General features: G+C 61.4%; 10 protein-coding genes, 1 tRNA gene and 1 pseudogene. 8 read left to right on the forward strand and 4 right to left on the reverse strand.

Annotated features, from left to right (window positions below):
- Nucleotides 1–6: 6 nt before the first annotated feature.
- Nucleotides 7–971, forward strand: a pseudogene (locus tag NLY44_RS29520) (ABC transporter permease subunit).
- On the forward strand, nt 968–1,786 hold the full coding sequence (locus NLY44_RS29525; protein WP_023669326.1) for an ABC transporter permease: 819 nt from the start codon (nt 968–970) through the stop codon (nt 1,784–1,786). The pseudogene NLY44_RS29520 and the gene NLY44_RS29525 overlap by 4 nt, the downstream one beginning before the upstream one ends.
- Nucleotides 1,787–1,828: 42 nt before the next feature.
- On the opposite strand, the gene NLY44_RS29530 is transcribed toward NLY44_RS29525, so the two are convergent.
- A complete protein-coding gene (locus NLY44_RS29530; RefSeq protein ID WP_023753890.1) occupies nt 1,829–3,682 on the reverse strand; it encodes an AsmA family protein in 1,854 nt (617 codons plus the stop codon).
- A 363-nt stretch (nt 3,683–4,045) separates the two neighbouring features.
- Here NLY44_RS29530 and NLY44_RS29535 point away from each other — a divergent pair, with 363 nt between their 5' ends.
- On the forward strand, nt 4,046–6,016 hold the full coding sequence (locus tag NLY44_RS29535; RefSeq protein WP_023806624.1) for an acetoacetate--CoA ligase: 1,971 nt from the start codon (nt 4,046–4,048) through the stop codon (nt 6,014–6,016).
- A gap of 263 nt (nt 6,017–6,279) precedes the next feature.
- Here the strand turns inward: NLY44_RS29535 and NLY44_RS29540 are convergent, their stop codons facing one another.
- The gene (locus NLY44_RS29540; RefSeq protein ID WP_023806625.1) at nt 6,280–10,299 is read right to left on the reverse strand and encodes a PAS domain S-box protein; all 4,020 of its coding nucleotides are present in this window, start codon (nt 10,297–10,299) and stop codon (nt 6,280–6,282) included.
- Nucleotides 10,300–10,622: 323 nt separating this feature from the next.
- Between NLY44_RS29540 and NLY44_RS29545 the strand changes: the two genes are divergently transcribed.
- The 4 genes from NLY44_RS29545 to NLY44_RS29560 all read left to right on the forward strand — a co-directional run bounded on the left by NLY44_RS29545 (nt 10,623) and on the right by NLY44_RS29560 (nt 12,993).
- Nucleotides 10,623–11,081, forward strand: coding sequence for a phasin (locus NLY44_RS29545; RefSeq protein ID WP_023806626.1), 459 nt, complete (start codon nt 10,623–10,625; stop codon nt 11,079–11,081).
- Nucleotides 11,082–11,426: 345 nt separating this feature from the next.
- Nucleotides 11,427–11,503, forward strand: a tRNA-His gene (locus NLY44_RS29550).
- A 208-nt stretch (nt 11,504–11,711) separates the two neighbouring features.
- Nucleotides 11,712–12,053 (forward strand): hypothetical protein, encoded by a 342-nt coding sequence (locus tag NLY44_RS33275; protein WP_502882022.1) that lies wholly within the window; start codon nt 11,712–11,714, stop codon nt 12,051–12,053.
- A 106-nt stretch (nt 12,054–12,159) separates the two neighbouring features.
- Nucleotides 12,160–12,993, forward strand: coding sequence for a site-specific integrase (locus NLY44_RS29560; protein WP_245263876.1), 834 nt, complete (start codon nt 12,160–12,162; stop codon nt 12,991–12,993).
- A gap of 513 nt (nt 12,994–13,506) precedes the next feature.
- Here NLY44_RS29560 and NLY44_RS29565 read toward each other — a convergent pair.
- Nucleotides 13,507–14,175 carry a methyltransferase family protein gene (locus NLY44_RS29565; RefSeq protein ID WP_023689316.1) on the reverse strand — a complete coding sequence of 223 codons (669 nt, stop codon included), beginning with the start codon at nt 14,173–14,175 and terminating at the stop codon, nt 13,507–13,509.
- A 166-nt stretch (nt 14,176–14,341) separates the two neighbouring features.
- Between NLY44_RS29565 and NLY44_RS29570 the strand changes: the two genes are divergently transcribed.
- Nucleotides 14,342–15,157, forward strand: a complete 816-nt coding sequence (locus NLY44_RS29570) for a sterol desaturase family protein (protein WP_023689315.1) — start codon at nt 14,342–14,344, stop codon at nt 15,155–15,157.
- A 96-nt stretch (nt 15,158–15,253) separates the two neighbouring features.
- Here NLY44_RS29570 and NLY44_RS29575 read toward each other — a convergent pair whose 3' ends face one another.
- Nucleotides 15,254–15,778 carry a prepilin peptidase gene (locus NLY44_RS29575; protein WP_023680998.1) on the reverse strand — a complete coding sequence of 175 codons (525 nt, stop codon included), beginning with the start codon at nt 15,776–15,778 and terminating at the stop codon, nt 15,254–15,256.
- Nucleotides 15,779–15,780 lie beyond the last annotated feature (2 nt).

Consider the following 15,780-nt stretch of genomic DNA (forward strand, 5'->3'; position numbering starts at 1 on the left):
GCGGCCATGTCCAACATTGCACTCACCGACGCCGGTCCATCGGCCGCGGCCAAACCGTTCCTGATGCGGCTCGGTGCCGGCTTTGTCAGCCGGCTCGTCATCATCGTGCCTTATCTCTGGCTGCTGTTCTTCTTCTTCATCCCGTTCATCATCGTCTTCAAGATTTCGCTGTCGCAGTCGGCGATCGCCATGCCGCCCTACACGCCGGCGCTCGATTTCAGGGACGGCATGTCCGGGTTCTTTGTCCGCTTCCGCGAACTCAGCGTCGACAATTATGTCTGGCTAACGCAGGACGCGCTTTACTTCAAAGCCTACGTGACCAGTGTTATCATCGCTGCTGTCTCGACGATCCTGACCTTGCTCGTCGGCTTCCCGATCGCCTACGGCATGGCCGCGCGCCGGCGACGATCCGTCCGACCTTGCTGATGCTGGTTATCCTGCCGTTCTGGACGTCGTTCCTGATCCGCGTCTATGCCTGGATCGGCATCCTCAAGCCCGAGGGTCTGCTCAATCAGCTGCTGTTGTCGCTGCACATCATCAATCAGCCACTGATCATCCTCAACACTTACACGGCGATCTTCATCGGCATCGTCTATTCCTACCTGCCATTCATGGTGCTGCCGCTCTATTCGTCGCTGGAAAAGATGGATTACTCGCTGATCGAGGCGGCAAAGGATCTCGGCTGCCCGCCGACATCAGCCTTCTGGAAGATCACGTTCCCGCTGTCGCTGCCCGGGGTCATCGCCGGCTGCCTGCTGGTGTTCATTCCAGCGGTTGGCGAGTTCGTCATTCCCGATCTGCTCGGCGGCTCGCAGACGCTGATGATCGGCAAGACCTTGTGGAATGAATTCTTCGCCAACCGTGACTGGCCGGTGTCGTCGGCCGTCGCCGTCATCCTGCTGCTGCTCCTGATCGTGCCGATCATGCTCTTCCAGCAGGCCCAGGCACGCGCCCAGGAGCAGGACAAATGAACGCCACCTGGAGCCGCTTCAACGTCACCTCGGTCGTGCTGGGCTTTGCCTTTCTCTATCTGCCGATCGTGCTGCTCATCGTCTTCTCCTTCAACGAGTCGAAGCTGGTCACCGTCTGGGGCGGCTTCTCGACCAAATGGTATGCCTCGCTGTTCCACAATCAGGGGCTGATGGACGCCACCTGGGTGACCGCGCGTGTGGGTGTCATCTCCGCCACTGTGGCAACCGTGCTCGGCACGCTGGCGGCACTGACCTTGACCCGCTACACCCGCTTCCGCGGCCGCATCCTGTTTTCCGGCATGGTGTTTGCGCCGCTGGTCATGCCGGAAGTCATCACCGGCCTGTCGCTGTTGCTGCTGTTCGTTGCCGTCGGTCTCGACCGTGGCTTCCTGACCGTGACGCTTGCTCACATCACCTTGACCATGTGCTTCGTGGCTGTCGTCGTGCAGTCGCGCCTGGTGTCGTTCGATCGTTCGCTGGAAGAAGCTGCCTTGGACCTCGGCGCAACGCCGGTAAAGACCTTCTTTCAGATCACGCTGCCGGTCATCATGCCGGCCATCGTCTCCGGCTGGATGCTGGCCTTCACCCTGTCGCTTGACGACCTGGTCATCGCCTCCTTCACCTCCGGGCCTGGCGCCACCACGCTGCCGATGAAGATCTACAGCCAGGTGCGTCTCGGCGTGACGCCGGAAATCAACGCCGCCTGCACCATCCTGATCGCCGTCGTGGCGGTAGGCGTCATCATCGCTTCGGTCGCCAACAAGCGGCGTGAGGTGCAACGCCAGCTCGACGAACAGGCCGCGCAGCGCGGTTGATTGCGTCAAACGAGGGATAGGGCGATCCCGGTAAGGGTCCGCCTATTCGCCTGAGACGCCGCGGCTGATCGGCGAGATGAACGGCGTGCTCCAGGTGCCGCCGACGAAGAATGACGACTGGTTGGATCCCTGCTGGCCATTGACCGGTGCCGCTGCCGGGTCGGCCTGGGTGACACCCCCCGAAAGCGCCAGCCCGCGTCCGCCGTAAGAGGCGATGCCGGACAGCCAGACCTTGTATTTCGCCGAATTGGCCTCGGCCTTGTCCAGCCTTGCCACACCCTTCGAGATGGTGGCCTTGAGCTCGGCGCCGTCCATCGGCAGTGTCCCGTCCGAGACGTCGTCGAGCGCGAAGAAGCCGCCCTGTTCCGTGTGCTTCAGAAATGCCGGCAAATTGAGCCCGCTCAGCGCGCCAGGCCCGAACGTCGCAGAGACCGAGCCGTCCGCGTTCTCGAAGATCGAGTCCCAGGATTTGCCCGGCCCTTTGAGAATGACCGAGACAGTGCCGGTGCTGGCCGGCACCAGCCGCGTCATTCCGGCCGCGGTGCCGAAAGCGGCGCCGTCAATGTCGGAGGCGAGCAGCCGGATCTCGACCTGCGAGCCCTCCGGTTTGCGGTCGAAACGCAGGCTACTTTGCACGTTGCCGCCAAAGGCCGACGCATCGGAGATATCGAAGACGGCAAGCCCGTTCTTCACCTGCGCCGTGGCGGCGACGTCGGCAAGCTGGATTGCGCCGGCCGAGGCATGCGCCGCTGACAGCCTCAGATCGAGATTGATCCGGTCGGCGAAGCTGGTGTCGATTTCGCCGGGACCGGTCTCGCCGGTCGGTGCCAGCGGCGTGAAGGCCGAAAACAGCGACCTGAGGTCGAGCGTATCGAAGGCGAGTGTGCCTGATATCACCGGCAAGGCGTCGCCGAACGAAAAATCCAGCGCCCCCATTCCCGGGTTGTTGTCGAGCGTCACCGCGGTGTTTTCGAATTTGACGCGGCCGGCGGTCGCCGTGATCTTGCTCGAAATCGAGACCGAACCGATCGCCGTACCAGGAGCAATGCCGGCCTGCGACCATTCCAGCACGCGCCGCAGCGAGGGCGCGGCGAATTTCGCCTGGCCATCGAAATAGGCGTTTTGCGACATGCTGGCCGTGCCGTCGAACGAGAAGCTGGCCGGCGCTGCCTTGAACGAAAACGTGACCGGTGCGGCGCCGCCGGCAAACAGCACCAGCGGCTTGGGCGAGGCGGCATCGACGGTGACGCTCTCGCCGCGCCAGATTCCGGTCGCCGACAAGGTCGCGTTGCTGTTCATCGCTGCCCAGCTCGCCTGGCCGGACAGGCTGGTCAGCAATTCGACGTCCTTGCCGCCGACGGAGGCGACCATGCGGCCGTCCCTGAATTCCACGGTGCCGAACGGATCGGCGGGCAGCTTGCTCAGATCCGGCTTCGTCGGATCGGCGTTGACCACGCCGCGCGCCGTGTCGATGGAGCGGGTGATGCGTCCGCCCGTTGGTATGGCGGGCAGGAATATGCCGTTTGCGGCGCGCTGGACCCGGATCGTCGGCCGCACCAGCCGCGCCGTCGAAAACACCACATCGCCCTGCAGCGCCGCCATGGCCGAAAGGTCGACCTCGACCCGTTCGGCCTCGATCACCGGCGGCGCGTCGGTCTCGGTCCACTGGGACAGCGTGACGTCGCTCAATATGGCGCGGAACTTCGGCCACACCTCGATGCGCGGCGAACCGGCGATGGTGACCCTGAAACCGCTCCACGCGCTCATCTCCCAGGCGATGCGATCGCGCACGATCCGGGTCGAGGCAAACAGCGGCAGAGCGGCGACGACCAGCGCGATGACGAGCACGGCAACGCCGATCGCCCATATTCCGCGCCGGATCAAAGGTGATGGCATATTGCCCCGGTTGCTTTCATTCCGATAAACGCCTGACGGGTGTAACCGCCAGTCGTCACCACGCCTTCCAGCCGTCACTACGACTTAGGGCTGAGGCATTTCAAGTCTTTATGGCCCGGCGATGGCAATTGCGCACATATGGCCGAGTTTAGCGGAACAAAATCTTGCTCTGCCGCACGGTGGTAGGCATAAGCGATGCAGCTTCAGCCTGTTACGAGGCGCGGCGTTTTTGGGACAGCGGCGCCTGTAAAGCTGAGGCTAGTGCATGTCGCCCGGAAGAGTGCAGCGGTTCCGGGACAACGACGTGCATCAAACAAAAGCATATCTATCTTGCGACGCGACGGGCTTCAAGGAGGATCGATCATGGCTGCCGAAGCACCGCTCTGGACTCCGACGCAAGACCAGATCGACGCAGCACCACTGACCGCGTTCATGAAGGCAGCAGCGGCCAAAAGCGGCACATCCTTCGCCTCCTACGCCGAACTGCACCGCTGGTCGGTCGAGGATCGCGAGGGCTTCTGGAGCCTGCTGTGGGACTTTTGCGGCATTGTCGGCGACAAAGGGACCGATGCGGGCGAGCCCGTGCTCGTCGATGGCGACAAGATGCCCGGCGCATCGTTCTTTCCCGAAGCGACGCTGAACTTCGCCGAGAACCTGCTGAAGAAGACCGGTTCCGGTGACGCGATCGTCTTTCGCGGCGAGGACAAGATCGAGCGGCGGCTGTCGTGGAGCGAACTGCACCAGCTGACCTCGCGCTTTCAGCAGCTTTTCCTGTCGCTCAAGGTTAAAAAGGGCGACCGCATCGCGGCGATGATGCCCAACATGCCGGAAACCGTCGCCGCCATGCTGGCGGCCGCCTCCATCGGCGCGGTCTGGTCGTCCTGTTCCCCCGATTTCGGCGAGCAGGGCGTGCTCGACCGTTTCGGCCAGATCGAGCCGGTCATATTCATTGCGCCGGACGGCTATTGGTACAATGGCAAGGCAATCGAGGTAGCCGACAAGATCGCTGCCGTTGCGGCGAAGCTCGAAACCGTCCGCAAGGTCCTGATCGTCGACTATCTCGGTACCTCGCGCGATATCGCAGCGATCATCGACAAGGCCGTGGCGCTCGAAGAGGCGCTGTTACCCTTTACCGCCAAAGCGGTCACGTTCGAGCGGCTGCCGTTCGCGCACCCGCTCTACATCCTGTTCTCGTCAGGTACCACCGGCATTCCCAAATGCATCGTCCATTCGGCCGGCGGCACGCTGGTCCAGCATGTCAAGGAACACCGGCTGCATGCCGGACTCATCGAAGGCGACCGCTTCTTCTACTTCACCACCTGCGGCTGGATGATGTGGAACTGGCTGGTGTCGGGCCTGGCCTCGGGCGCCACGCTGCTGCTCTATGACGGCTCACCCTTCCACCCCGACGGCAATGTGCTGTTCAGCTTCGCCGATGCCGAGAAGATGACCTTTTTCGGCACCTCAGCCAAATTCATCGATTCCGTGCGCAAGGCCGGGCTCAAGCCTATCCGCAGCCATGATCTGTCGAGTGTGCGGGCGATTTCCTCGACCGGCTCACCGTTGTCGCCGGAGGATTTCCGCTTCGTCTTTGACGGCATCAAGAAGGACGTACATCTGGCCTCGGTTTCCGGCGGCACCGACATCGTCTCCTGTTTCGTGCTCGGCGTACCGACGCAACCGGTCTGGACCGGCGAGATCCAGGGTCCCGGCCTCGGCCTTGCTGTCGATGTATGGGACGATGACGGCAAGCCGATCCGCGAGCAAAAGGGTGAGCTGGTTTGCACCAAGGCGTTTCCGTCGATGCCGATCGGCTTCTGGAACGATCCTGAGGGCAAGAAATACCATGCGGCCTATTTCGAGCGCTTCGACAATGTCTGGTGCCACGGCGACTTCGCCGAATGGACCGCGCATGGCGGCATGATCATCCACGGCCGTTCCGACGCGACGCTCAATCCGGGCGGTGTGCGCATCGGCACGGCGGAGATCTACAATCAGGTCGAACAGATGCCGGAAATCCTTGAGGCGCTGTGCATCGGCCAGGATTTCGACAATGACGTGCGCGTCGTGCTGTTCGTGCGGCTGGCCGCCGGCGTGACGCTGGACGAGGATCTGGAAAAGCGCATTCGTTCCAAGATCCGCAGCGGCGCCAGCCCGCGCCACGTGCCGGCAAGGATCGTCGCCGTCAGCGACATTCCGCGCACCAAATCGGGCAAGATCACCGAGCTTGCAGTGCGCGACGTGGTGCATGGCCGCGCCATCAAGAACAAGGAAGCGTTGGCCAATCCAGAGGCGCTGGAGCTGTTCACGAACCTGCCGCAGCTGGCTGAGTGACGCGGCCGGGATGGTTAACCAGATATGTCGGTCGAATTTACCTAGATTTCATGAGTGGTACACATTCGTAAATTTTTTGGACGGCCGGTAAGGAGTTGTTAAGGCCCGGCGTCGATAGTCGCACGTAACTTGAGGGAGAAATCCCGTTCCTCGTCCCCTGAGGATCAGAATCGCTCAAGCCCCGTTGTGACAGCAAATCCCATTTAAGGCGTCCTGTTGGACGCCTTTTCTTTGTCCGGGATTCTCGCCCGGAAATCGCCGGCCTATTCGGCCAGCACCCGCGTCGACGGGAAGGCGACCTCGACCAGCGTCCCTTCGCCCGGCGTCGAGGTGATGGTGAAGCGGGCGCGGTTGGCTTCCACCATCGCCTTGGTCAGCGGCAGGCCGAGACCGGTGCCGTCGCCACGCCCGCGCTTCAGCGCATTGATCTGCTTGAACGGCTTCAGCGCCTGCTCGATCTCGGCATGGCTCATGCCAATGCCGGTATCGCGCACCCGCATGACAACGTCGCCGGAGGTTTCATAGGCGGTCGACACGATCACCTGTCCGCCGGCTTGCGTATAGCGAATGGCATTGGACAGGATGTTGAGCGCGATCTGGCGCACGCTTCTGAGGTCGGCGACGACTTCCGGCAGTCGCGAGGCGAAGCTGGAGCGGATGATGACACGCTCGCGGTTGGCCTGCGGCTGCATCATCGCCACCGTCTCGGCCAGCGTATCGTTGAGCGACACCGCCTCGTAGTCCATTTCCTGCTGGCCGGCCTCGATCTTCGAAATGTCGAGGAGGTCATTGACGAGATCGAGCACATGGTTGCCCGAGCGGTTGATGTCTCTGAGATAGTCGCGGTAGCGGTCATTGGCTACCGGGCCGAACTTCTCGTCCACCATCAGCTCGGAAAAGCCGATAATGGCGTTGAGCGGCGTGCGGATCTCGTGGCTGATGCGGGCGAGGAAATCGGTCTTCTGCGAGGAGGCGCGCTCGGCCACCGCGCGCGCCTGGGTCAGATCCTCTTCGGCCCGCTTCCACTGCGTGATGTCGCGCACCACGGCGCAGAAGCCGCTGTCATTGGGCAGCCTGCCGATGGTCATGAACAGCGGGATGAAGCGCCCTTGCGCCTCGCGCCCGATCACCTCGCGGCCATCGTTCATCACACTCGCCACGCCGGGCTCGGACAGGCCGTTCAGATAGTCGCGCGCCGCGCGCTGGCTTTCGATGGCAAACAGCGAGGCGAACGGTTTACCGGTGACGTCGTCGCTGTCGAAGCCGAACAGCGCCTCGGCCGGCCGGCTGATCGAGCGGATGTCGCCGTCGCGGCCGATCAACACCACACCATCGGTCGCGGTGTCGATGATGGTGCGCATCTCGGCAATGCGCGCTTTGAGTTCGGAGACATCGGGCTGCGTCTGCTCCTCGGCTGCGAGATGCGCAACCATCGGCGGCTCGTTATCGCCGGTACGTCGCACCACCAGCATCAGCGCCTTGCCGGCGCGCCACGGCACCGAACGCAAAATGGCTTCGATCGGAAATTCCTGGCCCTCGCGCGTCTTCAGTTTGAGTGTGTGGTCGCTTTCGCCGGCCATTTCTGAATAGGGATCGGCAAACAGCGCGTCGAGCCCGCCGGCGTCGCTCAGATCCTCAAGCGTGTCATAGCCGGTCAGGCCGAGGAATTCCTCATTGGCGTAATGAAGCTCGTCGCCCGAATGGATGAGCAGCGGCACCGGCAGCTTGCCGAGGATCGACGTGTCAGGGGCCTTGTGTTCATCTCCGGCCGAGAATGCCGAAGGCATGAACCCCTCAAGCTTGAGCGGCGGCACTTTCAGGCGCTGTGGTTCTGCCGGCACTGTGTCCGCATCGCCGGCCTTGTCCCCGTCTTCCACGGCGGAATCGGTCGCCTCGTCGGACGGCGCCCAATCCTCATTGTCCTCGGCATCGCGGAAGTCGGCCGACGTCATGCTGTCGTCTTCACCGGCATTGGCCGGCGTCTCGGCAACAACCGGCTGTGGCTCTGCGGCCTCGACGATCTCTTGGGCTTGCGTATCATCCGGTTCGGAAGCCGGCGCAAGTTCGTCGTTGGACGACGTTGCTTCCGTACTGTCTTCGGTGACGGAGCCTGGTTCGGGATCGGCATAGTCGAGCAGGGAGCGCGACACTGTCGGCGCCTTCGCCTCGCCTGCTTCGCTGTCCGCAAGGCCGTCGTCCGGCTGCTCGCCGTCAAGCCGCGTCAGGTCCTTTTCGTCCTCGGCATCGCTTTCCGGCGGTTCGGCCTCAGCCGTTTCGCTTTCGGGTGCGGCTGCCGATGGTTCAGCCACGGCAGCCGGGCCGGCTTCGTCCGGACTCGAGACCTCGGCGGGTTGTCGGGCTGGCGCGGCTGTTTCAGGCTGGTCCGCCTCGACATGATCCGGCTTGGGATGATCTCCCTTGGCCCGCTCCAGCCTGGCCTCGTCCGGCGTTGTTTGACTGGTCCTGGTCGGCTCGGCCTGCTTGCCGGCATCCGGCTGCTCCGGGGGGGGATTGTCCTTCTTCAGCCGCTCGCCGATTTCGCGGAAAGCGCTGCGCTCCAGCGTCGACAGGCCCCTCTCGCTTGTCGGCTGCTTGTCGTTGGCAGGCTGCCGATGCTCGGCCAGCCGGATGACCTTGTCGGCAAAACGACGTTCCTGCTTCGGCACGATGGTCAGTGCCGGCACTTCGCCCTCGAACGGATCGGCCGCCCTGGGAGCTTCCGCCACGGGCTGTTCCGGGGCCGGCTCGGCTGCTGCCGCTGGCGCGCCATTGGGGACCAGCGCCATGCCGATTGCTTCCGGATCGACCACCGCATCGCCGGCGCGGGCGACGCCGAAACCACGAAAACCTTCGAAGGCGCGGCTGCGGCCGTAGACAGGCAGTGCTGCCAGATCGACCGGTATCTTCAGGTCGGAGCCGGCAACCGGCCACAGTACCGAGCGGCCCGACCAGGTGTCGCGCCGTTCAAGCAGGCCGGCGATCTCGCCCGAGGCGTCGAGGCCGAAAATTGTCGCGACGTCCTTGAAGCGGCGGCCGATCACGTCGGCGGCGGCTTTGCCGACAATGTCGCCGAATTCCGGCGACAGCGCGCTGAACTTGCCCTCGGCGTCGGTGCGCCAGACGAAGCGCAGCGGCGGCGCCGAGCGGTCGATCTCACGTTTGGCGGGAGGCGCAGCCGGTGGGGCTGCGTCAGACGGCAGGGCGGGCGCAGCGGCACTGCTGTCCAACTGCGCACTCTCGGCCGGGGAAACAGAGTCCGGCTCGGCCTGCGCCGGACTGTCCGGCTCGCCCGCCTGCGGCTCTTCGCCGGCATGGAAGTACCAATGATCATGTTGCGCCGGCGCGCTGTCATTCGCCGCCTGCTCGCGGCAGGTCGTCTGCTCGCGATGGTCCGCCTTTGTATCGGTTGACGCCGAAGCATCATGCTTGGTGGCAGCCGGACCTGTCTCCCCGACATCAGGTGCGGCCGCGAGTGGGGCGCCCTGATTCCCGCTTGCGGTGGGGTGGTCAGCCACCGCATCCACCGTTACCGCGTTCTCCGCGGCGGCCTGCGCCGGGCCATCGTCGACCTGCGCTGCAGCAGGTTCGGCATCCAGCTCGCCGACAGGATTTTCCTCACCGAGCTGATCCTCGTCGATGACCACCAGCAGATGCCTGGACTCGGTCAGGCGCGCGAAGCCGGCCGGATAGGACGTGGCGCCGCCGGGGACCAGCCGCTTGACGATGCGGTCGTCCTGGCTCGCCACGTCGGCGACAAGCGCGGCCAGCGTCTCAGGCCGGATGGCGAGCGCGCCAAAGCCATCCGAAGCCGCTTCGACAGTGCCGGCGGCGTCGACAAAGGCGATGAAATGGCCGTCTTCGGTAAAGCCGCTGATCGCGCGGGCCGCAATGTCGGCAGCACTGCGCGAGCCGGCCTGCGCTGCCGGCACCACCAGCATAATGGCGCTTTCGCCGTCCGGCATAGTCACCGCACTGGCCAGGAAGCCGACGGCGCGGCTGGTGATGCCGGTCGCCAGCCGTACGGTAATGGCGCGGTCGCTGCCGATCTGCGGGAAGCCCGCGGTCGCCATGATCTGACGCCTGGCGATCAGCGGCAGCTGTGCCGAAGCGCCGATGATGGCCTCGATATCGGGATAGCCGAACACCGCAGCGCCCGGGCCGTTGGCCCAGATCACCTGTTCGAGGTCGGCCGACAGAATCGCGATCGCGTCGCCGGCGGCGAAGCGCTGGCGAACCGCATCAAGCACGGCGACATCGAGGAAAGAGTAGTTCTCGGAAGGCATGCGCTTGGCGGACCCTTTCGGTGAAACCTCTTGGCGAACCCCTCTTGGCGAACCTACAAGGCGGGCAATTTGCAGTTAACGCTTTGTTAATAAAAGCCCGCGCGGCGAAGGTCCACAAGCCATGGCGGGAAGCAGGTGGAATCTCTGGCCACTTGGTTAACAGCTCTCGGAATGTCCCTGGATAACCTCTTGGGTGACGCATGGGAAGAAATTTATGGTGCACTGCAACAAAGATATTGCATCGCACAAAAAAACCGCTATATTGCCATCATACATGAACGAGACGGCTTTTTGTCAAAGCCGCTACCCCGAAAGGACGGAAAATGACCAAGGCCAAGACCGCTGAGACCATCGAAAACGTCGAATTCCCGAGCTTCGACGCTTCCAAGGCAACCGACCAGATCCGCGCTTTCGCCGAAAAGGGCGTCGAGCAGTCGAAGGAAGCCTACTCCAAGCTGAAGACCGGCGCCGAAGAGACCCAGAAAGTCCTGGAATCGACCTTCGAGACTGCCAAGACCGTTTCCAGCGACCTGTCGCTCAAGACCATCGCCGCTCTGCGCGCCAATGCCGAAGCCGGCTTCTTGCATCTCGAGGCCCTCATCGGCGCCAAGTCGCTGTCGGAAGTGGTCGAACTGCAGACCGCCTTCCTGCGCAAGCGCGTCGAGACCACCGTCGAGCAGGCCAAGGACTTCCAGGCTGTTGCTTCGAAGGCTGCCGAAGACGTCTCCAAGCCGGTCAAGACCGCTTTCGAGAAGGCCCTGAAGGACATCAAGGCCGCCTAATAATTGCGCACAACTCTGCGATGCATCAAAACGTCGCATTTCGTCAGACAAATAGGTGTGCGATAGAGTTGTCCAAATGAATACCCGGCGAGTGGAACCTCCTCCCTCTGCTCTCCGGGGTGACCAGCCAGCACCTCCTCCCGCTGGCTCGTAACAGGAAAAGGCCGGCACCTCCTCCCGCCGGCCTTTTTCTTTTGCCGAAGAAACGGGCGTCTGTTGGGAGACCGGCTTTGCCTTATCAAAGGCCTTGAATTAGTCTCTGATAGACCGTATTGGACGCATCGCCGAACGACAGAGCGGATCTCGGAGAATGAATTTTCACCACGATCTGGCTCAGGCGAACGTGCCGTTGTAGCTCAGATGGTTAGAGCGCCGGATTGTGGATCCGGAGGTCGCTGGTTCGATCCCAGCCAACGGTACCACCGACCCTCCGAATAAGTATTTGAATTCATTGGCAAATTTCGGCGAAAAGGGTTCGCCTAGGTTGCGCTTTCGCGCCGTTTGTGATACATAATGTGATACGTATCGTGACACAAACGCCGTGTTGAACACGCGGGCAGACGACGCGAAGAGCATGATCCCGACCGCCTCCTGCAACTCAGGGGCGATCACTTCCATTACCGACGCCGGGTGCCACAAGAGGTCAGGCACCTCGACGAACGGGGTGAGTTCGTGCGCCGTGCCCTCGATACCACTGAGCGAATAAAGGCGCGCACAGCCAGAGATCTTCACGAGGCAGCCGACAATGCATTGTGGGCGTCACTAATGCTGGGCGAAAATCCACAGGCGGCGCGCGCCCGATACCGCCAAGCGATCAAGCGCGCCGAATCGTTGGGGTTCGTTTATCGGCCGCTTGCCGAGATTCTGGTCGCCGAGCCGCTCGACACGATCCTGCAGAGTAGAGAGCACGATCGGAGCACCCGCCACATCACCATCGGTGGACGCAGTCGGCGGCACCGTTGCCCGTCCTGACGACAAGATATCAGAGGCTCTGGAGCTTTATTTCGACGAGATCACCCGCGACGAAATCCGCACCAAAAGCCCCGATCAGAAGAAGCGCTGGAAGGCAAAACGCGAGATGAGCGTCGATGTGTTTATCGGCCTGGTCGGCGACAAGGCGATGGGTGAGATCACGCGCGACGACGCACGAGTGGTGCATAACTACTGGCTGAATCGTATCGCGCCCCAGACAGGGAGGGCAGACCGTTCGGCGTCTACTGGCAACCGAAACATGGGGAACCTGCGAACCCTCTACGCCGACTACTACCGGCATCTCGGTTTCCCCGAACAGAAAAACCCCTTCGCCGATCTCTCATTTAGCGACAAGTCAAAGCGCAGCCGGCCGCCATTCCCGACCGACTGGATCCGGGACAAGATTTTTGCGCCGGGCGCGCTCACAACGCTCAACGAGGAGGCGCGGAGTATCGTCCTTGCGTTTGCGGAGACAGGCGCGAGACCGAGCGAGCTTGCGAATTTACATGCCGGCGTCATCAATCTTGACCACGATGTCCCGCACATCTCGGTCGAACCGCGCGACGACCCTGACGATCCGCGAGAAATCAAGACCGCCTCGTCAGTGCGCAAGATACCACTGGTCGGCGTGGCGCTTGAGGTGTTCAAGAAATATTCAAAGGGCTTCCCACGGTACAAGGACCGCGAGGCATCGTTGTCAGCCCTGCTTAACAAGCACTTCAAGAGCCACGGATTGTTTCCCACCGAGGATCATACGGTCTATTCGCTGCGCCATTCGTTCGAAGACCGTATGAAGAACGGCAGGCTGGACGAGGAACTTCGGCGTATGCTTATGGGCCACACGATCGACCGGCCAAAATATGGCGAGGGTGGCGACATGAAGATGTGGCAGGAAGAGCTTATGAAGATCGTGCTTCCCTTTGACCCCTCGATCGTGTGACGCGCTCGCGCACAGCCGCCATACGCTTTTCCCTCGCCTTGTGGTCTCGCAGAGCACGTTCCAGATGTTCATATAACGGCAGCCAGGCCTCGCCTTGGTCCCCTCGCGCCACCATGATCTCCGCGACGCGATCGAGCGCTCGCTCGATGCGCTCGGCGGTCACCGGACGTGACGTCAACGAACACCGCTTCACGACTTCTGAATCCTACAAGTCGATACCTCAGCATGCGTTGGCCGTAATCGGGCCTTCAGTGCAGAAGGGGTGCATTCGGCTTTAGCGGAAAATGGCGGTCCCGGCGTGCAAAATAGGCGGTGTTGTCAGCCTTTTCGGACCGGCCGTTGGGCGTTGGTAGCGGGAGACCGCTACTTCGTTAGACCACTATCGAGGAGACGTGCTTTTGCTATCGTCGTCATGCGGCGTGGCGGCAATGATGGACTGGGAAAATATGTGGCAGGCGGCTTTCGAGCCGGAACAGAATGCCGCCGATGGCCAGCGTACAAAACGGCTGCCGGCTATGGCTTGTCTACCGACGGTATAGCTGCCCTAAAAATTCGCGGTATGAACATAGGGACGCGCCGAGCATATTCATCATACTCGGGAAAGGTTTGCCGCAAGATGGCTTCCTCATTCCTCGCGCGTCGATACTGCAAAAGAAACTGAAACGCACCGACGATCACCATCAATACCGAAAGATGTGAGAGGATCATCCCGAGGACGAATACTGCTTCACAGACGTACAGCGGATGCCGGACAAGCGAATATGGGCCTGAGGCGACAAGTTGCCGAGCCGTGGCCATGATGGAAAAGGAACGGCCAAGCCAATATAGGCAAAAAATCGAAGTGACGGTGCCGATGAATATTGAGCAAAGAGCCGCTATTTGCGCAGCTTCGCTTTCCAGTGCCGGGGTCAGAAACATCGCCACCAACATAAGGAAAGATCCGACTAACGCGGTAATCCTTGGCTCAATTCCTCGGGCCGTTCCCTTAGCCGGAAGACGGCTGACTGTCATAACGACCTGCAATAGCAACAACACAGTCGCGGCCGCCTGAGTGATGACCGCCAGCGAACTCGCCGAAGTGTCCTGATTGAAATGGCCGAAAATTGAAATCACGCCAAACGTCGCCAAGACCGTCAGAACAAGGACGATCGCAATTCGGCCAAGGAAATCCTCAGTTAGCATTGTAGTTCCCCGCTTCGGGGAGCATTGAAGCACTGCATTCGCGCCTCGGCAAGAAAATGGTTTCCGAAGAGTTAACTTCTACTCCACCTGTTCGGAAACGATCGTCTTGTCTGATAGGTCAGCAAGTGGTTCACTCCTCCCATAACTGCCACTTTTGGATAGGCCAATGGACCTCTTTGGTCTGAAATCTCTGCTCATTTGTGCCCTGATCTTCGTCCCGCTGGAGCGAATCCTGACCCTGCGGCCGCCTCAAAAGATTCTTCGCAAGGGTCTCGCTATTGATGCCATCTACGCAATCTTGAATGGCACGCTTGTAAGAGCTTGCATTTTCTCGATGGCAGCGATTGTCATGAGCGTGGCCGCATTGCTGGTGCCCGAGCGCGTATCGGATACCATCGGCGGCCAGCCCACATGGCTCCAGGTAATCGAAATCATCATATTAGCCGATCTCGGGGTGTACGCCGCACACCGCGCGTTTCATGCGGTTCCGGCGCTGTGGCGATTTCACTCGATTCATCACGGTATAGAAGAGTTGGACTGGGTGGCCTCGTTCAGAGCGCACCCGGTCGATCAGATCATCACCAAGGCGGTCTCCCTCATGCCAGTGTTCTTTCTTGGCTTTTCGACAGAGGCGATCGCCATCTATTTCCTTGTTTATACCGGGCACGCGCTACTGCTGCACGCCAACGTCAGGATCAATTTTGGGCCCTTGAAATGGCTGATCGCGAGCCCGCAATTCCATCATTGGCACCACGCCGATCATCGCGATGCCTATGACAAGAACTTTGCCAGTCAACTATCGATCATCGATCTGCTGTTCGGTACTTTTCACGTTCCAGGCTCGGCAATGCCCGAGAAATACGGAGTCGATGAGCCTATCCCGGCAAGCTACCTCGGCCAGTTCGGATATCCGTTTATGCCCAAACCCAAAGAACGGGGGAATGTCGAGATCGGCGCGGTCAAGCAGACGCCTGATGTTTAGCCCTGATCTCGGTTTGTGAAACCCCTCCGCACCTCGGAGCCCACCCACTCACCTTCGCATGTCGTTGTCGTTTTGGACCTAAACGGCCCGCGACCATCAGATCGATAGCCCGCCAGAAACCATCAAGCTGGCGTAGATCTGAAACGCCAGCGTGCAGATCGCCGCGATCGATATCGGCACGCCGAACGGAACAACCCCCTTGCGATCCAGATGCTGAACATAAAGGCGGAAGGCGCCTTCCGGCAGCATGAAGGGATTTTTCACGATCAGCGCCGTGGTAAGAGCAAAAACCAGCAGCAGCAGGGAAAACACCGCCAGACTGCTTCCGCCGGTCAGGAATGGCATTACTGCCATCAGCTTGACATCGCCGGCACCGACCTTGCGCAGAGCCCAGAACGGGAAGAGCGCAAGAAACAGCACGATGCCTGCAATCGCGCTCAGGCCCATGTCCCACCATGATCCGACCAGAATTGATACAGCCTGCAGTGATCCCAACCCGAGGCACAGCAGCAGAAGCACATCACGGTTGGATATTTTTTGGGTGGTGAAGTCGAGCCAGGCTATCCTTGCGAGCAAAGGGACAGCAAATACCTTCAGCAGCAGCGATGCGGCAAGCAGCATGA

Source organism: Mesorhizobium sp. C089B (genome assembly GCF_030323125.1).
Classification (GTDB): Bacteria; Pseudomonadota; Alphaproteobacteria; order Rhizobiales; family Rhizobiaceae; genus Mesorhizobium.

What these genes read in the sequence shown, in the direction of transcription:
- NLY44_RS29525 (WP_023669326.1), top strand. Translation starts at nt 968, where the DNA reads ATGAACGCCACCTGGAGCCGCTTCAACGTCACCTCGGTCGTGCTGGGC.
- NLY44_RS29530 (WP_023753890.1), bottom strand. Translation starts at nt 3,682, where the DNA reads ATGCCATCACCTTTGATCCGGCGCGGAATATGGGCGATCGGCGTTGCC.
- NLY44_RS29535 (WP_023806624.1), top strand. Translation starts at nt 4,046, where the DNA reads ATGGCTGCCGAAGCACCGCTCTGGACTCCGACGCAAGACCAGATCGAC.
- NLY44_RS29540 (WP_023806625.1), bottom strand. Translation starts at nt 10,299, where the DNA reads ATGCCTTCCGAGAACTACTCTTTCCTCGATGTCGCCGTGCTTGATGCG.
- NLY44_RS29545 (WP_023806626.1), top strand. Translation starts at nt 10,623, where the DNA reads ATGACCAAGGCCAAGACCGCTGAGACCATCGAAAACGTCGAATTCCCG.
- NLY44_RS29560 (WP_245263876.1), top strand. Translation starts at nt 12,160, where the DNA reads ATGAGCGTCGATGTGTTTATCGGCCTGGTCGGCGACAAGGCGATGGGT.
- NLY44_RS29565 (WP_023689316.1), bottom strand. Translation starts at nt 14,175, where the DNA reads ATGCTAACTGAGGATTTCCTTGGCCGAATTGCGATCGTCCTTGTTCTG.
- NLY44_RS29570 (WP_023689315.1), top strand. Translation starts at nt 14,342, where the DNA reads ATGGACCTCTTTGGTCTGAAATCTCTGCTCATTTGTGCCCTGATCTTC.
- NLY44_RS29575 (WP_023680998.1), bottom strand. Translation starts at nt 15,778, where the DNA reads ATGCTGCTTGCCGCATCGCTGCTGCTGAAGGTATTTGCTGTCCCTTTG.